The following is a 22,556-nucleotide window of genomic DNA, read 5'->3' on the forward strand; positions in this document are numbered from 1 at the left end:
TGACGGTCTGGGGGTGCTTGTCAAGGCGGGAAAGATGCCTTGACAAGCACCCCCAGACCGCATTTGGGCTTCGTATCGGGGTGCGGGGGTGGTGTGGGTGCACCGATCGTTGGGTGCATCGGCTGCGGTTGGTTCTCTGAATGCCTCGACGTCCGCATCGCGGGGCGTGGCACGGAGAGACTTCGCGGCGGGTGGTGGGGCACCTGGTCTCGCGAGTGAAGGGCTCCTCCGGAGGGTTTCTCGGCGTGCTTCGCGACAAGACCATCGCGGTGTCGTGAGGTCTCAGAGGGTTGTGCGGGAGCTGCGCAGGTTGCGAGGGGCGTAGCGCGGGTGTCGTGAGGGGCCCCTTCAGGGAATCAGATTCCGTGAGGGTTCCCCTCACGACACTTGGCCGCACGCTCCGCGTGCGAGAAGCCGCTGACGAGGCAGCCAGCACTCGGCATTGCCGGGAGGGCCGCCCCGGGCCCGAATTGCCGAGAGGGCCGCCCGCGATTGCCGGGAGAGCGGCCCCGGGGTTCGAATCGCCGGGGGACGCCAGGCGAGCAGCCCGGGGGTCCGAATTGCCAGGAGGTCCGCCCGCGGTTGCCAGGACAGCCGCCCCGGGGCCCGAATTGCCGCGAAGGCCGCCCCCAGTTGCCAGGACAACCGCCCCCAGGCCCGAATTGCCAGCAGGGCAGCGCCGAGCCTAAATTGCCGGGAGCGCCGCCCCGCGAATCCATCCCGAAACCACCCAAGAACCCTCATCCGCACTAGCAAGCAATGAAGGGCCCCTTCACCCCTAACCGCCCGTAGTCATGAAGGGTCCCTTCACTCCACCCATTGGCGACCCACAGCCACCGCCACCACTCGAATGGCGCAAGATCCTTACGCTCACCGGGAGTGACGGTAGGGTTTGCCCACTCTCGGCGTCGCTACTGGACAGAAAGTGGGGAGCAGACCTTGCACCCGGTCGGTCGAGCGCAGAGCATGGACGTCGTGTCCGACTTCCCCTATGCGCTGGTCGTCCCGTGGGTTCTGGTCGGCATCCTGGTGATCGTGGTGCTGGTCCTCGCCTTCCGGGCGCGCCAGCCCAAGGGGGTCATCCAGGACGCCGTTCTCCAGGCCGTCCACCGGATGTCCAAGGCCACGCCCAACTTGCGGGCGGGGCTCGACGAGGAGGCCGCCAACCGGATGACGGCGGAGCTGCTCGAGGTGCTCGACTGTCTCGCCGTCGGCATCACCGACAGTGAAGGCACGCTGCTGTCCTGGGCGGGCGAGGCCACCGATCATTACCTGGACGTCGTCGAGGACATCGGGACCGCGTTGCGCAAGCACCGGCGGGCCGTCGCTGATCACAACAAGATGCCTTGCAATCACCGGGGCACCTGCAAGATGAAGACCGCCGCGATCGTTCCCATTCTTGTTGAGGGCGAGGCCGAGGCGACGCTGATCGTCGTCGGGCGCACGCGCGGCAAGCTGGTGCAGATGGCTGAGGCGGTGGGTCAGTTCGTCTGCACGCAGTTCGAGCTCGCGCGGCTCGAAGAATCGCGCAATCAGCTGCAGCAGGCGGAAATCAAAGCACTGCGCGCGCAGATCTCTCCGCACTTCGTCTACAACGCGCTCAACACCATCTCCGCGCTCATCCGCACCGATCCGGAGGAAGCGCGCGAACTCCTCCAAGACTTCGCGGACTTCACGCGCTACTCGTTCCGCACCTCCGGCATGTACACCACGCTCGCCGAGGAACTGCGCAACATCGACCGGTACTTGACTATCGAAAACGCCCGGTTCGGCGGCCGGCTCGAGGTGCGGATGAAGATCGCGCCCGAGGTGCTCAGCGTCGTGGTGCCGTTCCTGATCATTCAGCCGCTTGTCGAGAACGCCGTCAAACACGGTCTGGCCAGCAAGCCGAGCGGCGGGTGCGTCACGGTGATCGCGCGGGATGACGGGCACGAAGCGCTGATCACGGTCGAGGACGACGGCATCGGCATGGACCCGCGACAGCTCACTGATCTGCGCAACGCGCACCGCACCGGCGCGCACGTCGGGCTCGGCAACATCAACCAGCGCATGCGGCAGGTGTTCGGCGAGGATTACGCGCTCACCGTCGAAACCGCGCCGGGGGCGGGGATGAAGGTCGCGTTGCGGGTGCCGAAGTTCAAGCTCGGCGTGCGGCCGAACATGCCGGACTACTCCGCCGACGTCCCGCAGCAGCCGATGGCTCCGGTCGAGCCGGAACCGGAACCCGACGGAGTGCACGGCTCGCGTTCGGGAATGCTGCCCGCGCACTGAACTGGTTAGCCTGGGCAGATGAGCGTGACCGACAAGCTGACTTCCCGCCTTCCCGTGCTCGGCGACCGGGGCGACCGCAAGGACGTGGTCGCCGTCGTGAAGCTGCACGGGGTGATCACGCCGTCGCCGTCGCCGCTGGCTCGCGGTGCGATCAACCTCGGTGCCGTCGAATCCGCGCTCACCAGGGCGTTCGCGCACGACCGGCTCAAGGCCGTCGCGTTGCAGATCAACTCGCCCGGCGGCGCGCCGACGCAGTCCGGACTGGTCGCGGAGCGGATCCGGCAGCTGGCCGACGAGAAAGGCGTGCCCGTCCTCGCCTTCGCCGAGGACATCGCCGCCTCCGGCGGGTACTGGCTGGCCTGCGCGGCCGACGAGATCTACGCGCACCGGACGTCCATGGTCGGCTCGATCGGCGTCATCAGCGGCGGATTCGGGTTCACCGGCCTGCTCGAACGCTTCGGCATCGAGCGCAGGCTGCACACTGCGGGCGCGAACAAATCACGGCTCGACCCGTTCAGCCCGGAGAAGCCCGAGGACGTCGAGTGGCTGAAAAACATGCACAGCCAGCTGCACGAACTGTTCGTCGAATGGGTCAAGGAACGGCGCGGCGACCGGCTCACCGATTCCACCGATCTGTTCACCGGGGACGTCTGGCTCGGACAAAAAGCCGTCGACCTCGGACTCGTCGACGGGCTCGGTTCGCTGCGCGAGATCGTCCGCAAGCGGTACCCGGACGCCGAGATTTCCGTGGCGGAGCCGAAGAAACCGCTGCTCGCCCGGCTCGGGATCGGGGCGCCCACGGCGGCGAGCGCGCTGCTGGACGCGGTGACCACGAAGGCGGCCTGGTCGCGTTTCGGGCTCTGACCCGAGGTGAGCGGCGACTCCGGTACGCCACTCACAAGCGGTACTCTCGGCTGGGGTCTGGACAATGCACCTCGCAATCGGCAGGATGCGTCTCACTGTGAGTGCTCACGACGACACCCGGAAACTCATCGTCCTTGCCGTGGACGACGAGCTGGCCGGGCTGGACGAACTCAGCCACGGACTCCAGAACAACCCGCACATCCACCGCGTTTTCCAGGCCTCGGACGCCTCCGACGCGCTGCGGCTGTTCTCGCACGACGACCCGGAACTGGCTGCCCGGCGGGCAAGCGGCCTGCCGACGGTCGACGCCGTGTTCGCCGACATCGACATGCCCGGCCTGTCCGGCATGGAGATGTCGCGCGTGATCGCGGCGATGAACCCGTCGCCGGTACTGGTGTTCGTCACCGGGCACGCCGAGGAAGCGGTGAACGCGTTCGACCTCGGCGCGGTCGACTACGTCCTCAAGCCGTTCCAGCAGGACCGGCTCGACCGGTCGGTCGCGCGCGTGCGCGAGAAGCTGGCCACGGTCGCGGGCCCGCCCGCCGGCCAGGGTGGGGCCGAGCCGGTGAAGACCGACGACGAGGTCATCCCGGTCGAACTGGCGGGCACTACGAAGCTGATCCCGCGCTCGTCGGTCCGCTGGGTGGAAGCGCAGGGCGACTACGCGCGGCTGTTCACCACCGAGGGCAGCCACCTGGTCCGGATCCCGCTCGCCCAGCTGGAAGAACGCTGGGAGAAGGCCGGATTCGTGCGGATCCACCGGTCGTTCCTGGTCGCGCTGCCGCTGATCACCGAAATGCGGATGGGTCAGGGCGGCTACCAGGTCGTGATCGGCAACGAGGAGAAAGTGCTGCCGGTCAGCCGCAGGCACACCCGGGCGCTGAAGGACCGCATCGTCGGTTCCGGCCGGGGCGGCTAGCCGTCGATGTCCTCGCCCGAAGACCCCTACCACCGGCTCGAGAACGGAGTCCGCAAACCGGACCCGACGCTGGGCGTGCGGCCGGAGGACCGCGCGGTGGTCGAACCGGTGCCGCCCGCTCCCGAACCGGTCCCGCGCTCCAGCGAACCCGCGCACGTGCGGCCGAAACGGGAACGCGTGGTGCTCGCCGATTCGCGGCAGTCGTCGGCGCGGATGCGCGGGCGGGTCGAGCTGGAAGAACAGACCAGCTGGGGAAAACTACTGGTCCGCGACCTGGTGAAGGTCCAGTTGCGCACGTCGGTGTGGCTGGCGGTGCTCGTGCTGGTCGTGCTCGGGATGCTGCCCGCGCTGTTCTATTTCCTCCCCGCGGTCGCGCGGTTCACCGTGATCGGCATCCCGATCCCGTGGCTCGTGCTCGGCCTGCTTCCGTTCCCGTTCCTCTTCGCCGTCGGCCTCTGGTACAACCGGCTCGCCGAGCGGCACGAACGCGACTTCGTCGACATGATCGAGAACTGACCCGCGCGGGGGATGCGTTCGCTGGTGGCGGCGCGTCCCGGAAGCGTGTGGTCGTGCGAGGATTCACGCCGTGCAGCTGACCCCGTGGACGTTGACCGGCCTCGCGCTGGTCGCCTTCGCGACTTACTACCTTGGCTTCCGTTCGTCGCGCGGGGCCACCAGCACGCACGACTTCCTCGTCGCCCGCCGAACCGTGCGCTCCAGCCGCAACGCGGCGGCGATCTCCGGCGAATACCTGTCCGCGGCGTCGTTCCTCGGTGTCGCGGGCATGGTGCTCAAACAGGGCGCCGACGCGACCTGGTACCCGATCGGTTTCACCGCCGGGTATCTCGCATTGATGCTGTTCGTCGCCGCGCCGCTGCGCCGATCCGGTGCGTACACGCTGCCGGACTTCGTGGAGGCCCGGCTCGGTTCGCGAGGCCTGCGCCGCTTCGCGACCGCGGGCGCGGTGTTCATCGGGATTCTGTACATGGTCCCGCAGTTGCAGGCCGCCGGTTTGACGCTCGCGCAGATCGTTCCGGTGCCGGCGTGGGCGGGCGCGCTGCTCGTCATCGTCCTGGTCGCGGTCAACGTGATCTCCGGCGGGATGCGCGCGATCACCGTGGTCCAGGCGTTCCAGTACTGGCTGAAGCTGTTCGCGATCGCCGTGCCGACTTTCGTGCTGTGCATGGTTTTCTTTGCCGGCGGCGGCCCGGGCGGCGTGCGTGCGCTCGGTGCGCCCGCGCCGCCGGTGTTCCCGTCGGACACCAAGGTGACGGTGCAGACCGACGTGACCGTGAAGGTCACCACCGAGACGTTCTTCTACGCACACGGCCACATCGACGACGGTCCCGCGGGCGGCATGGCGCGCTGGTCGCCGCTCGTGCCGCACAAGGTGTCCGCGGGGACGACGCTGGAATTCGCCGCGGGCACGCCGGTGCCGGTCGTGAGCGACGCGCCCACGTCGAACGACGCGTGGCTGCATCCGGCGTCGAACGGCATCACCGACCTGCTGCAGACGTACTCGCTGATCTTCGCGCTGTTCCTCGGCACCATGGGCCTGCCGCACGTGCTGGTCCGCTTCTACACCAACCCCGACGGCAAGGCCGCGCGCCGCACCACCGTGCACGTCCTGCTGCTGCTCGGGCTGTTCTACCTGTTCCCGACGATGCTGGGCGCGCTCTCCCGGATGTACGTGCCGCAGCTGCTGCTCACCGGCAACACCGACGCGGCCGTACTGTTGCTGCCGACCGCGGTGCTGCCGGGCTGGCCAGGGCAGATCCTCGCCGCGGTGACGGCCGCGGGCGCGTTCGCGGCGTTCCTCTCGAGCTGCTCGGGTCTGCTGGTGAGCGTCGCCGGGGTGGTGTCGACGGACCTGCTGCCGGGCCGGGTCAAGGACTTCCGGGTCGCGGCGTTGCTGGTCGCGATCTGCCCGATGGCGCTCACGCTGATCTTCCGCACCGAGGACATCTCGCTCTCGATTGGAATGACGTTCGCGCTCGCCGCGTCCACGTTCAGCCCGCTGCTGCTGCTCGGCATCTGGTGGCGCAAACTCAGCTGGCCGGGCGCGCTGGCGGGAATGGTCGTCGGCGGCGGGATGGTGCTCGGCGCGCTGGCGTACAACATCGTGTGCGAGTACACCGGGGACAAGATGCCGTGGTTCACCATTCAGCCCGCGCTGATCTCGGTGCCCTCGGCGTTCCTCGCGACCTACGTGGTGAGCCGGCTGACCAGGTCCGGCCGCCCGGAACTGGTGAACGACATCATGCTGCGCCTGCACGCCCCCGACCCGCTCGGCCTGATGCGCGACCGCGCGGTCGCCCGGTTCGGCCAGGCCGACGAGAAACTGCGGGCCGGCCGGGGACGCCACCGCAAGGCTTAGCGGTTAGCGTTCCTCACACGCGTACAACGTCCTGACATGGGAGCATGGAACCTGTGGTGAGCCCTGCTGAAATTCCGACCGCTGAAGTCCGCGACCTTCCCGCGGACGTCGCACTGCTCGACGTCCGCGAGGACGACGAGTGGGCCGCCGGGCACGCCCCCGCCGCGGTGCACATCCCGCTCGGCGAACTGCCCGCGCGAGTCGGCGAACTCGCCGAATTTCCCGAGGACAACCCGGTCTACGTCATCTGCCGCTCCGGCGGCCGCTCGGCACGCGCCGCGGCCTGGCTGAACGCGAGCGGCTGGGACGCGGTCAACGTCGCGGGCGGAATGGGAGCCTGGGCGCGCGAAGGCCGCCGCATGGTGAGCGAAAACCCCGACGCTGAACCCGAGGTTCTCTGACGGATGCCTGCCCAGTCTGTTCCCGAGCCGCCGGAATCCTCGGATCCGGCGTCGTTCGTGCCTGGCTTCGGCCGGGACGAGGGGGACGGTGGCCCGCCGGTTGACGCTGGTCAAGGCGGGGTTGGGCACGGTTCTCCCGGCACTGGCACCGGCACCGGGGCTTGGGTTGGGCACGTCGGGCCGGGCGCTCCGGCTGGCGGACCTGTCCCTGGTTGGGCTGGCTCGGCGCCGCAGTTCGGCGCGCCATCGCATGCTGGCCAGCCCAGTGGCGGGCAACAGGGTGCGCAGCCGTATCCCGGTCAGCAGGGCGGTGCCGCATCGCCTGGGCAGCTAGGCCCAGCGCCGCAGCCCGGGCCGCAGGGTCGCGTCGCGCAGCCCGGGCAGCCAGGCACGCCACCGCAATCCGGCCACCAGGGTGGTCCCGCGCCGCATGGGCAGTCGGGCCCGGTGCCGCAACCCGGCCATTGGGCACCGCAGCAAGTCGGGGCGGTGCATCCTGGCCAGCAGTTCGCCCAGCCGTACCAGCAGCAGTACCCGGCGCAGGTCTACCCGCCGCACCCTGCGTACGCGCGCCCGTTCACCGCTGCTCCGCAAGGCGCGATCCATCGGCCCGCGCCGCAGCAATCGCAGGCGAGTCCGCCGAAGCGGGCGGCCAAGTTGCGTTGGGTCGCGTCCCCGCCGCCGAGTGTCGTTCGTCGTCGGCGTGCTGTGCCCGCGACGCCCTACTCCGGTCCGCCGTCCTATCCGGTGCCGCCGCGCTGGGGCTTCCCGAATCTGACCTGGCGCCGGCCGACGAACGTGCCCGGCACCGCGTCCGGCGAAATCCGGCCGATCGACCGGATCCCGGTGCTCGCGCGGAGCCTCACCACGATCCTCTGGACGTTCGCCGTTCTCGCCGTGATCGCGGCCGGGGCGGAGATCTGGCGGTACGCGCTCCTCGTGGAGAGCCGCGATTCCGCGCTGAACAGCAGCGTCGTCGGGTTCTCCGACGCGTTCGTCATGCTCGCCGGCCTGCTCACCACGATCTTTTCGCTGCTCCCCGCCGGACTCTCGGTCTGGTGGCTGCTGGTCGCCCGACAAGCGGCCGCCGACGAGGCCGATGAAGCGCCGCCGCGCCCGGTCTGGCAGGTGCTTGTGGGCGTGCTGGTGCCCATCGTGAATCTGCCGCTCGCGTTGTCTGTGGTCAGCGAGCTGGAACATGCCGTGCTCCGCCGGTCCCGCGACAAGCGGCCGAAGCCGTCGCGGCTCGTGCTCGGCTGGTGGGGTGCGTGGGTGGCGAACTGGGTCCTGCTGATCGTGACGATCATCTGGCGGATCCGGCCGGGCGTGCAGGCGATGGCGGACAGCGTCCTGCTGGTCGCGTTCACCGACCTCGCCGCGGCCGTGCTTGCGATCGGCACCGCGCTGGTGATCCGGCGGTTCTCGGATCTGCTGATGCCGATCGCCCCGGAACGTCTGCGCGACTTCCGCGTGCTCAAGATCGAGGGCGCGCCGGAGCCCGAGCTGCGGACCGCGCGTCCGGTCGGGGCCGCGCGTTAAAGGTCGCCGAGCGCCGGTTCCAGCTGGCCGAACGCGACCGCCGCGGAATCCCGGATCTGCTCCACCAGATCGTCCGGCTTGACGTCCTGCCAGGTCAGCCGCCAGACGTCGTCGAGAAGAAGCCGCAGCACCGACGTGAGGTGCGCCCCGGCCGTCCGCGACAGCATCTCCCGGTCCGGATGCCGGTCGAGCAGCGCGGCGGAGAGCTCGAATTCCCGGTCGACGTGCATGTCCCGGAGCGCTGCCGTGAGGCGTTCGCTCTGCCGCACCATCCGCACGAAGGACACGTCCGCGAACCCGAGCAACGCGCTCGCCTTGTCCAGCTCCGCGAAGCACCCGTCCCGTACGGCGATCAGCGCCGGCGTCTCCGGGGCGGCCCGGACCAGGTTCGCCGGCCAGTCCACGAAGTCGTTCCGGATGTCGAAGACCAGGTCTTCCTTCCGGCTGAAGTGATTCGTGACGGTCATCTTGGCGACCCGCGCCGCCTCCGCGACCTCGGCGATCGTCACCTGGTCGAACCCGCGCTGGATGAACAGCCGCGTCGCCACCGCCGAGATCGTCTGCCGCGTCTCCAGCTTCTTCTGCTCCCTGAGGCTCACCCCGCCCAGTGTACTAGGTCCGACCTAAAATTGTGCTTGACCCATTAACTAGGTTCGACCTAATCTCAGGTCCGACCTAATGAAGGGGGTGAGGCAATGACCACGCAGCTTCCGGCGGCTCCGGTCTCCGATGCCGGGCTTCGCCGGCTCGGCGGGGTGCTGATCCTGGGCGCGGTGCTGTCGATCCTCGACGCGACGATCGTGTCGGTCGGGATCGGCGTGATGGCGCGGGACCTGGACAGTTCGCTGCCGACCGTGCAGTGGGTGGCCAGCGCGTACCTGCTGGCCGCCTCGCTGACCATTCCGCTGTCCGGCTGGCTTTCCGACCGGTTCGGCGGCCGTCAGGTGTGGATCGCGGCCGTCGGGCTGTTCACACTGGGGACGGTGCTGTGCGGGTTCGCCTGGTCGGCTCCGGCGCTGATCGCGTTCCGCGTGCTGCACGGTCTCGGCGGCGGTCTCATGCAACCGGTCGGCCAGGCGATTTTCGCGCAGGCGGCCGGTCCGCGGCTGGGCCGGATGATCGGCGTCGTCACGCTTCCCGCGACAGTCGCGCCAGTGCTCGGCCCGATGCTCGGCGGTGCGCTCGTCCAGGACCTCGGCTGGCGCTGGCTGTTCTTCGGGCTCGTGCCGTTCGGCGTCGCCACCTTGCTGCTCGCCGTCCGGGTGCTGCCGCGCGAGGAACCCGCTGGCACGCGCGATCCGCTCGACGTCCGCGGTCTCCTGCTGCTCCCGCCGGGACTCGGTGCGCTCGGCTACGGCCTAGGCGAAGGGTCCAACACATTCGCCATCGCCGGTGCCGTGCTGCTGATTGCGTACGCCTGGCACGCTCGGCGCACGCAATCGCCGCTGCTTGATCTGAAGTTGTTCGCGCACAAGGCTTTCACTGTCGCGAGCGCGAGCACCTTCTTGCTGGGCGCGTCGCTGTACAGCTCAATGTTGCTGCTTCCGCTTTACTACCAACAGATCCAGCACACGTCCGCTCTCGCCGCTGGCCTCCTGCTTGCGCCACAAGCATTGGGGTCCGCCGTCGTCCTTATCGCAGGCGGAAAACTGCTGGATCGCTTCGGCTCGCGAACCGTCATGATCACCGGCATCGCGTTGTCGCTCGTGGGCACCATCGCCTTCACTCAGCTCGGCGATTCCCCCAGCCCGACCCTGTTGACAATTTCGCTGCTGATCCGTGGGTTCGGCCTAGGCGCGACCACCACGCCCGGGATGACGATGCTCTACACCTCGCTGGAACGCAGCCAAATCCCGCGTGCGGCGAGCGCGATCAACGTCGTCAACCGCATCGGCGGCTCGCTAGGCACAGCGCTTCTGGTGGCGGTTCTGCACGCGCAACCGCCCGGTGCCGCCGCGTTCGGCACCACGTTCACCTGGGCACTTGGCCTTTCCCTGCTGAGCTTTGTCCCCGCTCTCTTCTTCCCGAAAGGAAACCGCGCATGACGCTCCGCCTCTTGGCCGTGCACGCCCATCCCGATGACGAATCAAGCAAAGGCGCCGCGACCCTGGCCCGCTACGCAGCCGAGGGCGTCGACGTCCTGGTAGCCACCTGCACCGGCGGCGAACGCGGCGATGTGCTCAACCCAACTTTGGACCGAGAGGACGTCCGGCGGGATCTGCCTGCCATCCGTCGCCGGGAAATGGCTGACGCGGCAAGGATTCTCGGCATCCGCCAGACGTTCCTCGGACAGGTCGACTCGGGTTTGGCCACGCCTTCCCCGGCTGGCAGCTTCGCGGAGATTCCCTTGGCGGAGGCGACAAAGCCGTTGTTGGAGCTGATGCGGGAATTCCGTCCACAGGTGGTGGTCACCTATGACGAGACCGGCGGTTATCCACACCCCGACCACATCCGCACGCATGAGGTCACCACCGCGGCGTTCGACGAATCCGACGACGGCAGTCCGCGCAAGCTCTACTACCTCGCCACCCTCAGCCGATCCTGGTTCGCAGCCATGCACGAGGCGACGATCGCGGCTGGTGAGGAGTCGTTGATGGGCCCGGTTCTGGACGAACTGCCGCCGACCGACGTGCTCACCGTGACCGCCCGCGTCCGCTGCGAAGAACACTTCGCGACCCGGGACGCGGCGTTGCGCGCGCACGCCACGCAGATGGATCCGGGGCATCCGTTTTTCGCCCACTCGCGCGAGATCGAGCGAAAGACTTGGCCCTGGGAGGATTACCACCTTGCCCGCACGAACGGTTCCGTCGCGCCAGCCGCCGGGTTGGAGGACGACTTGTTCGCGGGCTTGCGCTGAGGTGTTGTCGTGAGCGACGTTGCCGGTTAGATGCCGCTCACGAGTCCTGCCTCAGGCAGTCACCGGCAACGTCCGCAACCCGCGGATCACGAACTCCGGCCTCCGCTCCGGCTCCGCGGCGAGCCGCAACTCCGGTAGCCGCTTCGTCAACGCCGTCAACGCGGCCGCGATCTCCACCCGGGCCAGCGGTGCCCCGACGCAGTAATGGATCCCCATCCCGAAGCCGAGGTGCGCGTTCGGCGACCGGCCCACATCGAGGGTGTCCGGGGCATCGAACACCTTCGGATCGCGTGCCGCGGCACCCAGCAGTGCGCCGATCTTCGAGCCCTTCGCGACCCGGTGACCAGCTATTTCCACGTCCTCGGTCGCTGTGCGCTCGAACAACTGCAACGGAGAATCGAAGCGGATCAGTTCTTCCACAGCCGAGTCCAGCAACGCTGGGTCGGACCTAAGCCGCTCCCATTCCGGGTAGTGGGTGAGCAGTGCGGTCACCCCGTTGCCGATCACGTTCACCGTCGCCTCGTGGCCCGCCATCAACAGCAACACCGCGGTGGCGACGACCTCGTCGGGGGTCAGTTCGCTCGCGGTCAGGTCCCGGACGATGCCGCGAGGGGAGCCAGCGACGACCTCGCGCAGGTACGCCACGAAATCGGCCGCGGCCTGTTCGGCGGCGTCGCGGCCGTCCTCGGAGAGGCCGTACTCGTACATCTTCACGATGGCGTTGCTCCACGTCACCAGCTGCGCGCCGTCCGACGTCGGGACGCCGAGCAGTTCGGCGATGACCGCGACCGGCAGTGGTTGCGCGAGGTGTTCGAGCAGGTCGGCGCTGCCGTCGGCGGCGATTTTCGCGGCCAGGGTGTCCACCATGGACTCCGCGAGTTCCGCGACCATCGGACGCAGCCGCTGCACGTGGCCCCGGCCGAATTCGCCCGCGATGACGCGGCGCAGGCGGGTGTGCGCGGGCGGTTCGTTCTCCAGCAACGAGTTGCGGTGCAGCAGGTTGAACGACGCGAACCGTTCGAGCGGCTGCGCGTCGGTCCAGATGCGGCCGAGGCCGCGGTGCCGGAGCACGGCGGCGGACGCGGCGTGCGAAACCGTGATCGCGATGCCGAGGCCGTCGTGCTGGTGCACCTCGCCTTCGGCGCGCAGCGCGGCGAACGCGGGGTACGGGTCGGCGAGGAAGGCGGGATCGCGAGGGTCGAACACGAGCTGACTCTAACCCGCGAGCCTGGACGGCCGGTCCCTTCGATAGCGTCTGACATCGAGTTCCGAGGAGGCTGAAATGGGTAAGGGCGCGCGTAAGAAGGGTCCCAAGCCGGACCGCAAGCCGAAGGTGCGCGACGTCTTCGTCGGGCAGCCGTTCGAGGGTCTGGCCGCGGAGCCGGAGCTGATCGCGTTGCGCGAGTTCGTCCCGTCGGCCACGGCGAAGCTGACGCTCGCCGACGGCGGCGACGTCACGCTCGGCACGGTGCTGCCCATGGCCGCCGCGGCGTTCGTCCGCTCGGACGGCGAGCGGTTCCTCGGCCTTCAGGTGCAGACCCGGTCCTCCGACATCAGCCGCGACCTCGGCCGCGCGCTGCGCTGGCTGCTCGACGCCGAACCGGGCGACGTGCTGTCGGTGCCGGACACGACGTCGCCCACCGACCCGGACGAGCACAACCGGCTCCAGGACCTGCTCGTGCCGAGCGCGGAGCTGGAGGTCGCCCTCCACACCGACTTCGCGTGGTGGCTGCCCGAGGACGCGGACGCGACCGGCGACGTCGCGGTCTCCCTCGAGCGCGCGAACGCCGCGATCATGCCCACCGACCGGCTCGGCTCCGGCGCGTACTGGGTGCTCGCCGGCGAGAAGGCGCACCTGCGCTGGGTCCGCCCGGAACCGGAGAACCTGCTGCTGCAAGCGCTTGCGCGGCTGTCCGCGGCCGGCACGCTCGGGCTCGGCGAGGGCACCCGGTACGCCGGGTCGTTCCGTGCGCACGGCCTGCTCGTTCCGGTGTGGGACCTCGACCCCGAGGCGCACGCCCGGGAGTGGGCCGAGCCCAAGGACCAGCTCGGCGCCCGGCTGGACGAAGCGCTCAAGTCGCTCGACGCCGAGCCGCTCAACGCCACCGAGCGGCGTGCCCGCGACGGGCTGATCGGACGCCAGCTCACCATCCGCTGACTTGTCCACCTGTGGACAACTCGACCCGAGTTGTCCACAGGTGGATGATCGCCGCGTGATCCTCCACATCTGCACCCGCGCCGAGTGGGCCGCGGTGCCCGCCGACGGCGAATACCGCGCGTCCTCGCTCGACGACGCCGGATTCATCCACTGCTCGGACCCGGGCACCGTCGCCCTTCCTGCCAACGCCGTCTTCCGCGGCCAATCCGGCCTGGTCCTGCTGGAAATCGATCCCAAGCTGGTCGACGCGCCCGTCCGCTGGGAGGACGGCGACCCGCCAGACCCGCGCGGAATCCAGTTCCCGCACATTTACGGGCCGATCCCGCGAAACGCTGTGGTCGCGGTACACGATTTCCCCACTGACGCGGACGGTGTCTTGAAGCTGCCCGAGTCGCTTTCCGTGCGCTGACCTCAGTTGTCCACAGCTACGGAAAGTAGCGACGGAGACGGGACAACCCTCGGGGGCGCTCATGCGTGGTGGGGATGACGAGGAACCGTCGCTCGACGCGGTCATCCGGGGAGGGGGCGATACGGTGACGGCAGCCGCATTGCCTCTGACCAGCGGGGATCCGCCCTGGGCCGGTCAGCAGGCGGAGACGGTCAACGCCATCACGGACTTCGGCGACTTCGTGCGCGAGGCCCTGCCCGGGCTGCTCCGCTACGGCCACGTCCTCACCGGGAACCCGCACGACGCCGCGGACCTCGTGCAGACCGTGCTCGAAAAGATCGGCGCACGCTGGTCGTACGTGCAGCAGAAGACCGGCGACCCGCTCGCGTACGTGCGGCGTTCGATGGCGAACGCGCACGTCAGCCGCTGGCGCCGGACGCGGCGGGAGAACCTCGTCGCGGATCTGCCGGACACCAGCCCGTGCGCGCCGAAGGACCCGTTCGAGCACGAACCGCTGTGGCAGGCGCTGCGCGACCTCCCGCCGCGGCAGCGCACGGTGATGGTGCTGCGGTACTACGAAGGACTGTCCGAAGCGGAGATCGCCAAGACGCTGGACATCAGCCAGGGGACGGTGAAAAGCCAAGCGAGCAAGGCGATCGCGTCCCTGCGGGCGAAACTGAGGAACCAGGAAGGAGGCGACGCCGGGTGAGTCAGCCCGACGATCTGGAACAGCGGCTCCGCGCCCTCCTCGCCGACGACCGGCTAGCCGTCGAACCCGCCGAGGACGCCGCGTCGGCCATCGTGGCCGGCGCGCGCAGGCGGCGGCGCAGGCAGCGGGTCCTGACATCCGCGGCCGGGGCGGTGTGCGTGCTCGCGGTGGGGTCGGCCGGGCTGGTGGCGATTCAGTTGCGCACCCAGCCCGCCGCGACCGGCGTCGCCGCCCAGCAGGTCGCTTCGGCGCAGCCCACGCTGCCTTCTTCGGTACCCGAGCCCCCGTCGAGCGCCGAATCAACGCAGGTGCAAGTGCCGCCCGTGCCGATGGAGCCCACCGTGGCGGACCCGCCGGTGCCGCCCGCGCGTCCGCACCACACGAAGCCGGCGCCGCCGAAGACGACGCCGCCGAAAGCCGTGTCCGGAGCGCTGGTGACCGCGGACGGCCTTGGCGCGGTGAAGCTCGGCATGACCGAGCAGCAGCTCACCGACCAGGGCATGAAGCTCACGACGGTGAAAGAGTCGGCCGGCTGCACTTACTACGACGTCAGCGGTGGCGGGGTGCCTCCCTCGACGGCTGTCGTGTCGGCGGAGAACGGCGTGGTCGCGGTGAAGCCCGACGGTGCCGCGCACACCCCGGAAGGCGTGGGCGAAGGGTCGCCGAAGGACCAGGTCACCGCGACCTATCCGGGTACGTCGGAGTCGGGGAGCGCACTCGTGTCGCCGACCGGTGACCAGGGCGCGTACCATTTCACGCTGGATTCGGACGGGGCGGTCCAGGCCATCGAGGTCCGGGCGAAGACGCAGGACTGCGCCGGCTGAAAAATTCCGCGAGCCGATGTCGATCTGGCTCCGCGCCGCTCGTGTAGCGGGTGACGGGCCGGTGGGCGGCCCGCGGAAGCGGAAGGACATCCCCGATGCGCTCGATCAACGTCACCCTGAGCATCACCCTCGACGGCGTCGTCCAAGGCCTCGGCCGCAGCGACGAGGACACGCGCGGTGGGTTCGACCTAGGCGGCTGGGGCAATGGCTACAGCGACGACGTCATGGCCCGCGAGATGGGCAAGGGCATGAGCCGGCCTGGGGACATGCTGTTCGGCCGGCGCACCTGGGAGGACTTCGCCACGGCTTGGGGGCCGCGGACGGACGGGAATCCGTTCACCGCGCACATGAACGCCGCGACTAAGTACGTCGTCTCCACCACCCTCGACAACGCGGACGCCTGGCAGAATTCGGTGCTGCTGCGGGGCTCCGCGGTGGAGACCGTGGCGGAGCTGAAAGCCTTGCCGGGCAAGGATCTTTCGATCATCGGCAGCGTTTCGCTCGTGCGCGCGCTGCACGCCGCCGGGCTGGTCGACCGCTACACCTTGCTGATCCACCCGCTGACCCTCGGCCGCGGCGCGCGGCTGTTCGAAGGACCGGCTCCGCTGACCGAGTTTTCGCTCGCCGGCAGCGTCGCGACCACCACCGGCGTGCTCATCGCGCACTACGAGCGGCGCTGAAGTTATCCACATGGGGAAGCCCGGTTGTCCACACTGGGGACAACCGGGCTTCCGACAAGCGTCGAGCGCTTACAGCGCGCCACCCGCGACCGGGGGCATCCCGGCGTCCGCGCCGGCGTCGCCGACGGCCTCGCGGTGCAGGAACTTCTCGATCTCGTAGACGTTGTCACCCGCGCGGCGCGCGACCGTGACGAGCGTCGACATCTGGGAGATCTCCTCGACCTGCTCCTTGAGGAACCACTGGGTGAACTGTTCGCTGATGTAGTCCTCCTCGGCTCGCGCGGCCTTCGCGAGCGCGGAGATGTCGGCAGCGACCTCCTTCTCCTGCTCCAGTGCGAGCTCGAGCAGCTCGAGCGGAGTGGAGAACTCGTTGCGCACCTCGCCGGTGCCCGGGATCTCGACGTGGTGGTCGCGGTCGAGCATGTACTGGACGAGCGCCATCGCGTGATTGCGCTCCTCGACGGACTGCTTGTAGAAGTGCTTCGCGAGCTGCGGCAGGTCCTCGTTGTCGAACCAGACCGCGAGCGCGATGTACTGCTGGGAGGCATTGAACTCGTTGTGGATCTGCGCCTGCAGCAGTTCGTAAAACTTCGAGCGCGGTTCTTTCTTCGTAGCGGCCATGTCCATCACCGTACGTCAATGTCCGATTGTTTTCCACTTTTGGCTGGTGATCTCCACCCTATTAGGGTTACCATTCCTCAAGAAGGAAATACTTATTTTGATTAGCCTTCCCTTAATATGTCTCTCCTTATTAAGGAGAGGCTAACTTTTCTTTGCCGGGGGATCGCGGCGCACCGGGCACGACATGCAGCGCGGGCCGCCGCGGCCGGACCCCAGTTCGGATCCGGTGATCGGCAGCACCTCGATGCCCGCCGCGGTGAGCCGCTCGTTGGTCTCCGCGTTGCGTTCGTATCCCACGACCACGCCCGGAAGCAGTGCCAGCGTGTTGTTGCCGTCGTCCCACTGTTCGCGCTCCGCGGTGACCGGGTCGAGGCCGGTGTCGATCACCCGCAGCCGGTCGATCTCCATCGCTTCCGCGGCGGCTTCGAGAAACGGCGTCGGGCCCGCCACTTTCACTCCGCCGTCGCCGGTCGGCTTGATGGTGAACGCGGTCAGGGAATCGCGCGCGAGCGGATACATCACGACGGCATCGACATCGACCATCGTGCATACCGTGTCGAGATGCATTGTCGCGCGCGATTGTTCGATCGGCACCGCGAGGACGGTATGCGCGAGTCCGTCGGCGAATACCGAACGGGCGAGCGATTCGGCGCCGGCCGGAGTCGTCCGTTCGCCGACGCCGATCGCGACGACGCCGGGCGTCAGCAGCATCACGTCGCCGCCTTCGATCGGCGCGGAATGCGCGCCGTAAGCGCGGGCGGCGTGGCGGAATCGCGGATGGTAGGCGTAAATGAGGTCGAGCAGCGCCGTTTCCCGCCGCCGCGCGGGCATGGTCAGCGACGAGATCGCGACGCGGTCGCCGATCCACGCGGAAGAATCGCGGGTGAACAGCAGATTGGGCAGCGGATCGACGGCGAAGTCGCGCGGATGGTGCATCATCCGCACCAGGGACGCGCCCTCGGCGGACGGCAGCTCCTCGAACGTCATGCCCGCCATCAGGACCTCGGCGAGCGTGGGCGCGTCGACGCTCGTGAGATGCGACCTCAGCGAGTCCGCGAGGTCGCTGCCGAGCCGCCGGTCGTCCACCGCCGCGTGGACCCCGGCGGCGTGTGCGCGCGGATCTTCCAGCGCGGTGCGGAGAACGTCGGCCAGCAGCAGCACTTCGACGCCGCGTCCGCGCAGGACGTCGGCGAACGCGTCGTGCTCCTGCTGGGCCCGGCTCACCCACGGGATGGAGTCGAAAAGCAGCTTGTCGTTGTTGCGGGGCGTGAGCCGTTTCAGCTCGTTTCCCGGCCGGTGCAGCAGTACTGCCCGAAGCGGCCCGACTTCGCTGTCCACCCTGGGAGGTGCGGTGCTTTCGCTCGTCTCGCTCACGAAGTGCGAGCCTAATGAGCGGGCATCACGGGAGCCAGGAAAGACGGCCTTTCAGCAACGAATAGCCGACGAAGGACACCACATCGAACAAAGTATGCGCGGCGATGAGCGGCCACAGCCGGTTGGTCCGCTGCCACACGCGGCCGAACACGAGCCCCATCACGAGGTTGCCGACGAACCCGCCGAACCCTTGGTACAGGTGGTAGGAACCGCGCAGCACCGCGGCGCCGAACAGCGACGCGTTCTCCCGCACGCCGAGCTGCCGCAGTCGCGTGAGCAGATAGCCGATCACGAGCACTTCCTCGGCGAAAGCGTTGCCGAACGCGGAAAGCGTCAGCGCGATCGGGCGCCACCAGGTATCGCCCAAAGTGGACGGTTGCACCGCGAGGCTGAACCCGAGGTGATACGAGAGGAAATACAGCGCCAGCCCGGGAATGCCGATCAGCGCGGCGATCCCGACGGTGATGAGCGCGTCGGAACGGATGCGCCTGCTCAGCCCGATTTCGCGCAGTTTCATCCCGGCCCGCCACAGCAGGTACAGCCCGAGTCCGCCCCAGCCGATCAGCTGCGCGGCGCTCAGCAGCTGCTGGAGCAGGTCCAGCAGGCTCGCGGCGGCCTGCGGAACGTTGAGCTGCACATGCTGCTGCGCCAACGGCGTCGGCCGCAGCAGCGAGTCCACAAGGGACAGCAGGCTGTGCGCACCGGAGAGCCCGAGGGTGATGCCGAAGACGAGGATCAGCTCGATCTTGACCGCCCGCCGCTCGCGCGGATCGGTGAGCTGAGCCGGGAACGCCGGAAGTGCCGGGTTGAGCCAGGATCGCAGGCCCGACGGCCGTCCGGAACGCTCTGTGGTGCGCATGAACGCACGCTACCGTCGGGGTATGCCGAGGACTATCGCCACCAACACGAAGGTCGAGCGCGCCGAACTGGTCGCGTTCCTGAAGCCGCGTCACCGCGCGATCCTGGTGACCACCCGCGCCGACGGGCGGCCCCAGCTGTCCCCGAACACCTGCGGCGTCGACGACGAGGGCCGCATCGTCATCTCGACCTACCCGAAGCGCGCGAAGGCGGTCAACCTGCGGCGCGAGCCGAAGGTGTCGGTGTGCGTGCTGTCGGACGAGTGGAACGGCCCGTGGGTACAGGTCGACGGGACCGCGGAGGTGCTCGACCTGCCGGATTCGGTCGAGCCGCTGGTCGACTACTTCCGCAGCATCTCCGGCGAGCACCCGGACTGGGACGAGTACCGCGAGGCGATGCGCAAGCAGGGCAAGAGCCTGATCCGGATCACGATCGACCGGTGGGGGCCGATCGCGACCGGCGGCTTTCCCCCGGAGCTGGCCGACGACTGACGGTCAGTCCTCGCCGTGCTGGTGGCGCAGGAACGGGCAGCCGAGCAAGCGCCGCAGTTCCGCGGCCAGCTGCGGCGGGCTGTCGACGGTGCGGGAGAACGCCAGCCGGACGTCGTGGTCGCCCGCCGGTGATTCGACGCGCAGGCGCAGGCCGTACCGGTCGAGGCCGAGCGGGCGGATCCGGCCGCCGCGCAGGTCCGCGGGCAGGTGCCGGCCCAGCTGTTCCACCACGTCCGGATGGTCGCTTTCCAGGTGCCGCAGCCATTCGGCCTCGTAATCGTGGAACGGGTCCGGCGGGGCCGCGCTGAACATGTGCGGCCGGAGCGAATGCGTGCCCTCGGCGTCGGCGAGGACCAGCGACGCCGGGGTCAACCGGAGCAGCGTGAGGCCGTGGCCGACGTCGAGAAGCCGGTGGTCCGGCCGCTGCTGCGCGATCGACACCGCGCGGGCGCGGGCCGACACCTCCGTCAGCGGCCGGAGCCATCCGGTGATCCACAGCAGGCCGCGGACCGGTTCCCGCAGCGCCACTGGGGCGTGGTCGGCGAGCTCGACCATGACGGCGAGCTCGCCGCGCTGAGCCTGCCGGGACGCGCGCACCATCGGGTGCTCGTCCGGCAGAAGAATGCTGACGCTTCCGCTGTGGTGCACGTGATGCAGGACGGGCTCGACGCGTTCGGCCTCGCAGCCGGCGCTCTCGACGGTCGGCATGATCGTCGCCGGGCCGCCGCGGGTCGCGATCGTCTTGGCGCGTTCGGCGGGATTCGGCGCGGGCGGGCGGCGCACGGATACGGGTGCCTCGGTCACGGCTCACCTCCTACTTAGGTGAGCCTAACCTGAATTGCCGCGCGAAGGGAAGAGTGCGCGCGAAGATCACCCACGGGGCGGGAAAATGCTGGTCAGCGGATCGGCTTAAAGGTGGGACCGCGTGGAATCGGCTCATTCGGCCGGTTGATCCCGTGTCGGGAAGGCTTGGAAATGCGTCCGCAGAGCGAACGATTTTGTCCCCATGCCGTACGCTACTAGCGTGTCAGTCGTGTCAAGCGCTGTGGAACTCACGCCCCCCGGCCCCCGTGGAATTCCTCCCCTGTTCGCGCGGCTCGTCGACGACTCGGCGCTCTTCCCGCCGGCGGACGTCGCGATGCCGGAGGCGCTGCGTGCGCACTTCGAATCGCGCGGCGGGGAACACGCCGGGGTGCTCGGGGTTTTCCTGTGCCAGGCCTCGCGGCTGCCGGAGCTGATCACCGAGCTGATCAAGATCAAGCCCAAGGAGCCGCTGCCGCTGTCGCTGATCATCGACACCGGGCTGGGCGGCGTTCCGAAGGCGATCTCGATCGTCGAATCGCGCAGCGAGCTGCTGTCGCTGCGGATGGTGGAGATGCCCGCCCCGTCCGACGTCGACGAGGTGTGGCTCGAACGGGTCTCGGAGTTCGTGCCCGAGGACGTCATCCGGGTGGTCGAACCGCGCCGCGGCGTCGGCTGGCTGGACGGCGTCCGCAACGTGATCGAGCACGGCAGCTGGCCGAAGATCCGCTGCGGTGGCAAGGCGGGGGAGAACTTCCCCAGCGTGGACGAGGTCGCCGACTTCCTGTCCGTGGTCAGCGGCTCGCCGGGAGCGTCGTTCAAGGCGACGAACAGCCTGCACCGCGCGGTCCGGCACGTCGACCCGGAAACCGGCTTCACGCATCACGGCTTCCTGAACCTGCTCGTCGCGTCGGCGCGCTGCCTCTCCGGCGGCGACGTCCGCGCGGCGCTGGAATCGACCGACGGCAAGGCGCTCGCGGACGAAGCGCGCGCGCTGCCGGAGCCGGCCGCGAAGGCGGTCCGGCAGCTGTTCGGGTCGTACGCGGCGGCGTCCTTCGCCGAGCCGGTGGCCGACCTGGGTGAACTCGAGCTGTTGTGAGCACGGAGGGGTCGCTGACCCTCGACCGCGGTCTGGCGCTGCTGCAGGCGGTGGCCGATTCGGGCGAGCAGGCGGCGACCATCTCCGAACTCGCGGTGACCATCGGCGCGAGCCGCGCGGCGGTGTACCGGCTGCTGGTGCCGTTGGCCGAACGCGGCCTGATCTGGCGGGACGGCACGAAGGTGCGGCTCGGCGTCGGAGTGCTGCGGCTGGCCGGTCAGGTGCTGCCACAGCTGCGCGAGGCCGCGCGGCCGGTGTTGCGCGAGCTGGCCGAGAAGGTCGGCGCTACCGCGCATCTGACGGTGGCGCAGGGCGATCACGCGCAGGCGGTCGCGGTGGTGGAGCCGTCGTGGACGAGCTACCACGTGGCGTACCGGGTCGGCAGCAGGCACGCGCTCGCCGCGGGTGCGGCGGGACGGGCGATGGCGTTGCGGCCCGGCGGCACTGACAAGTGGGCCGTTTCGACCGGCGAGATCGAGGCCGGTGCTTCTGGCGTCGCCGCGCCGGTGCGGGGGGTTCCCGGTCTGCGGGCGAGCGTCGGGGTGATCTCGTTGGAGCCGTTGGCTTCGGACGAAGTGGGACCGTTGGCGGTGGAAGCGGCTTTGAAGCTTGCCGAGGTGCTGCGGGCCTAGCGGCGGGACGCGGCGACCAGCGGGCGGACCATGGTCAGCAGCAGCGCCAGGTCGACCGAGAACAGCAGCCGCTCGAACAACCCGAGCGTCACTTCCTGCTGTGCGGGGCCGGTGAGCAGGGTGAACACGAAACCGCCCAGCACCACCGCCACGCTGGCGAAACTCGCGACGGCCAGCCGGCGGATCGTCGTGCGGCGCGGCTCCCACGGGCACGATCGACCGCCGCGGCGGGTCAGCAGCCAGGCGGCCGTGGGGAGCGCGAGAAAAGCCGTGAGGGCGGCGGCGTTGTGCAACTGGCCGTCGAAGGAACGGGCTTCGCCGTTGGGATCGACGGGGACCGTCGCGCAGATCGTGAGGCCGGCGCACCACACTCCGAGCACGATGACGACCGCGGGCGAGCGGCGGGCTTTGACGAGCCCGGCCAGCAACGCCAGCGAACCCAGCGCGAGCGCGAGGCACATGACGGCGAACAGCCGCGCGGCCGAATGGTCGCCGAGCCTGCCGTAGACGTACTCCGACAGCGTCTGCCAGATCGGGCTGATTTGCGCGGAGAGACGCAGGTGCAGGTCCGTGGCGATGAGCACCGCCGCCCCGATGCCCGCCAGCGCGAGCCTGCCGTGCACCGGCGACACCGGCGACACGGCGGCGCGGGAGGTGGTCGGCACGGGGGCTCCTCGGCGGTCATGGCGGAGG

Annotated in this window: 25 protein-coding genes; 17 read left to right on the forward strand and 8 right to left on the reverse strand. The window is 69.2% G+C overall.

All coding sequences use genetic code 11. The annotated features are described in order from the left end of the window. Nucleotides 1-966 precede the first annotated feature (966 nt). The 6 genes from PUT80_RS03785 (at nucleotide 967) to PUT80_RS03810 (ending at nucleotide 6,832) form a co-directional block, all read left to right on the forward strand. Nucleotides 967-2,271 carry a histidine kinase gene (locus PUT80_RS03785; RefSeq protein WP_275291118.1) on the forward strand — a complete coding sequence of 435 codons (1,305 nt, stop codon included), beginning with the start codon at nucleotides 967-969 and terminating at the stop codon, nucleotides 2,269-2,271. A gap of 18 nt (nucleotides 2,272-2,289) precedes the next feature. Beyond that, on the forward strand, nucleotides 2,290-3,135 hold the full coding sequence (locus PUT80_RS03790; RefSeq protein WP_275291119.1) for a S49 family peptidase: 846 nt from the start codon (nucleotides 2,290-2,292) through the stop codon (nucleotides 3,133-3,135). Between the two features lie 85 nt (nucleotides 3,136-3,220). Further along, nucleotides 3,221-4,054, forward strand: coding sequence for a LytTR family DNA-binding domain-containing protein (locus tag PUT80_RS03795; RefSeq protein ID WP_037807605.1), 834 nt, complete (start codon nucleotides 3,221-3,223; stop codon nucleotides 4,052-4,054). Nucleotides 4,055-4,060: 6 nt separating this feature from the next. After that, nucleotides 4,061-4,570 carry a hypothetical protein gene (locus PUT80_RS03800; RefSeq protein ID WP_037806959.1) on the forward strand — a complete coding sequence of 170 codons (510 nt, stop codon included), beginning with the start codon at nucleotides 4,061-4,063 and terminating at the stop codon, nucleotides 4,568-4,570. Nucleotides 4,571-4,640: 70 nt separating this feature from the next. Further along, nucleotides 4,641-6,431, forward strand: a complete 1,791-nt coding sequence (locus tag PUT80_RS03805; protein WP_037806961.1) for a cation acetate symporter — start codon at nucleotides 4,641-4,643, stop codon at nucleotides 6,429-6,431. A gap of 44 nt (nucleotides 6,432-6,475) precedes the next feature. Further along, nucleotides 6,476-6,832, forward strand: a complete 357-nt coding sequence (locus PUT80_RS03810) for a rhodanese-like domain-containing protein (protein WP_037806963.1) — start codon at nucleotides 6,476-6,478, stop codon at nucleotides 6,830-6,832. Between the two features lie 330 nt (nucleotides 6,833-7,162). On the opposite strand, the gene PUT80_RS03815 is transcribed toward PUT80_RS03810, so the two are convergent. Further along, nucleotides 7,163-7,426: a hypothetical protein gene (locus PUT80_RS03815; RefSeq protein ID WP_275291120.1), complete on the reverse strand. Its 264-nt coding sequence runs from the start codon at nucleotides 7,424-7,426 to the stop codon at nucleotides 7,163-7,165. Between the two features lie 6 nt (nucleotides 7,427-7,432). On the opposite strand from PUT80_RS03815, the gene PUT80_RS03820 reads away from it, so the two are divergent. After that, entirely contained in the window at nucleotides 7,433-8,371 is a 939-nt protein-coding gene (locus PUT80_RS03820) for a DUF4328 domain-containing protein (protein WP_343076868.1), read from the forward strand. Here PUT80_RS03820 and PUT80_RS03825 read toward each other — a convergent pair. After that, entirely contained in the window at nucleotides 8,368-8,970 is a 603-nt protein-coding gene (locus tag PUT80_RS03825; RefSeq protein ID WP_275291122.1) for a TetR/AcrR family transcriptional regulator, read from the reverse strand. The two genes, PUT80_RS03820 and PUT80_RS03825, sit on opposite strands and share 4 nt — an antisense overlap. Before the next feature lie 96 nt (nucleotides 8,971-9,066). Here PUT80_RS03825 and PUT80_RS03830 point away from each other — a divergent pair, with 96 nt between their 5' ends. Next, nucleotides 9,067-10,416: a DHA2 family efflux MFS transporter permease subunit gene (locus tag PUT80_RS03830; RefSeq protein ID WP_275291123.1), complete on the forward strand. Its 1,350-nt coding sequence runs from the start codon at nucleotides 9,067-9,069 to the stop codon at nucleotides 10,414-10,416. Beyond that, the gene (gene mca, locus PUT80_RS03835; RefSeq protein WP_275291124.1) at nucleotides 10,413-11,228 is read left to right on the forward strand and encodes a mycothiol conjugate amidase Mca; all 816 of its coding nucleotides are present in this window, start codon (nucleotides 10,413-10,415) and stop codon (nucleotides 11,226-11,228) included. Before PUT80_RS03830 ends, mca begins: the two co-directional genes overlap by 4 nt. 51 nt (nucleotides 11,229-11,279) lie before the next feature. Here mca and PUT80_RS03840 read toward each other — a convergent pair whose 3' ends face one another. Beyond that, on the reverse strand, nucleotides 11,280-12,434 hold the full coding sequence (locus tag PUT80_RS03840; protein ID WP_275291125.1) for a cytochrome P450: 1,155 nt from the start codon (nucleotides 12,432-12,434) through the stop codon (nucleotides 11,280-11,282). Nucleotides 12,435-12,510: 76 nt separating this feature from the next. Here PUT80_RS03840 and PUT80_RS03845 point away from each other — a divergent pair, with 76 nt between their 5' ends. The 5 genes from PUT80_RS03845 (at nucleotide 12,511) to PUT80_RS03865 (ending at nucleotide 15,987) form a co-directional block, all read left to right on the forward strand. After that, a complete protein-coding gene (locus tag PUT80_RS03845; RefSeq protein ID WP_275291126.1) occupies nucleotides 12,511-13,386 on the forward strand; it encodes a DUF5926 family protein in 876 nt (291 codons plus the stop codon). A gap of 55 nt (nucleotides 13,387-13,441) precedes the next feature. Beyond that, on the forward strand, nucleotides 13,442-13,795 hold the full coding sequence (locus tag PUT80_RS03850; RefSeq protein WP_134727987.1) for a DUF952 domain-containing protein: 354 nt from the start codon (nucleotides 13,442-13,444) through the stop codon (nucleotides 13,793-13,795). Between the two features lie 124 nt (nucleotides 13,796-13,919). Beyond that, nucleotides 13,920-14,483, forward strand: a complete 564-nt coding sequence (locus PUT80_RS03855) for a SigE family RNA polymerase sigma factor (RefSeq protein ID WP_199817212.1) — start codon at nucleotides 13,920-13,922, stop codon at nucleotides 14,481-14,483. Further along, complete coding sequence (locus PUT80_RS03860) at nucleotides 14,480-15,307, forward strand: hypothetical protein (RefSeq protein WP_275291128.1); 828 nt, start codon at nucleotides 14,480-14,482, stop codon at nucleotides 15,305-15,307. The genes PUT80_RS03855 and PUT80_RS03860 overlap by 4 nt, the downstream gene beginning before the upstream one ends. Before the next feature lie 95 nt (nucleotides 15,308-15,402). Beyond that, nucleotides 15,403-15,987: a dihydrofolate reductase family protein gene (locus tag PUT80_RS03865; protein ID WP_275291129.1), complete on the forward strand. Its 585-nt coding sequence runs from the start codon at nucleotides 15,403-15,405 to the stop codon at nucleotides 15,985-15,987. Nucleotides 15,988-16,056: 69 nt separating this feature from the next. Here the strand turns inward: PUT80_RS03865 and PUT80_RS03870 are convergent, their stop codons facing one another. The 3 genes from PUT80_RS03870 to PUT80_RS03880 form a co-directional block, all read right to left on the reverse strand. Then, nucleotides 16,057-16,608: a ferritin gene (locus tag PUT80_RS03870; RefSeq protein WP_275291130.1), complete on the reverse strand. Its 552-nt coding sequence runs from the start codon at nucleotides 16,606-16,608 to the stop codon at nucleotides 16,057-16,059. Between the two features lie 141 nt (nucleotides 16,609-16,749). Continuing rightward, complete coding sequence (locus PUT80_RS03875; protein WP_275291258.1) at nucleotides 16,750-17,946, reverse strand: arginine deiminase; 1,197 nt, start codon at nucleotides 17,944-17,946, stop codon at nucleotides 16,750-16,752. Nucleotides 17,947-18,007: 61 nt separating this feature from the next. Further along, entirely contained in the window at nucleotides 18,008-18,841 is an 834-nt protein-coding gene (locus PUT80_RS03880) for a CPBP family intramembrane glutamic endopeptidase (RefSeq protein WP_275291131.1), read from the reverse strand. Between the two features lie 22 nt (nucleotides 18,842-18,863). Here PUT80_RS03880 and PUT80_RS03885 point away from each other — a divergent pair, with 22 nt between their 5' ends. After that, nucleotides 18,864-19,331 (forward strand): PPOX class F420-dependent oxidoreductase, encoded by a 468-nt coding sequence (locus PUT80_RS03885; protein WP_134727983.1) that lies wholly within the window; start codon nucleotides 18,864-18,866, stop codon nucleotides 19,329-19,331. Between the two features lie 3 nt (nucleotides 19,332-19,334). On the opposite strand, the gene PUT80_RS03890 is transcribed toward PUT80_RS03885, so the two are convergent. Next, complete coding sequence (locus PUT80_RS03890) at nucleotides 19,335-20,135, reverse strand: DUF2470 domain-containing protein (RefSeq protein ID WP_134664502.1); 801 nt, start codon at nucleotides 20,133-20,135, stop codon at nucleotides 19,335-19,337. Nucleotides 20,136-20,376: 241 nt separating this feature from the next. On the opposite strand from PUT80_RS03890, the gene PUT80_RS03895 reads away from it, so the two are divergent. Next, nucleotides 20,377-21,231: a hypothetical protein gene (locus PUT80_RS03895; protein ID WP_268744717.1), complete on the forward strand. Its 855-nt coding sequence runs from the start codon at nucleotides 20,377-20,379 to the stop codon at nucleotides 21,229-21,231. Continuing rightward, a complete protein-coding gene (locus PUT80_RS03900) occupies nucleotides 21,228-21,863 on the forward strand; it encodes a helix-turn-helix domain-containing protein (RefSeq protein WP_037806996.1) in 636 nt (211 codons plus the stop codon). Before PUT80_RS03895 ends, PUT80_RS03900 begins: the two co-directional genes overlap by 4 nt. Here PUT80_RS03900 and PUT80_RS03905 read toward each other — a convergent pair. Beyond that, entirely contained in the window at nucleotides 21,860-22,528 is a 669-nt protein-coding gene (locus PUT80_RS03905) for a DUF998 domain-containing protein (protein ID WP_037807000.1), read from the reverse strand. The genes PUT80_RS03900 and PUT80_RS03905 overlap by 4 nt on opposite strands. Between the last annotated feature and the right edge of the window lie 28 nt (nucleotides 22,529-22,556).

Source organism: Amycolatopsis sp. La24 (genome assembly GCF_029087445.1).
GTDB lineage: Bacteria > Actinomycetota > Actinomycetes > Mycobacteriales > Pseudonocardiaceae > Amycolatopsis > Amycolatopsis nivea.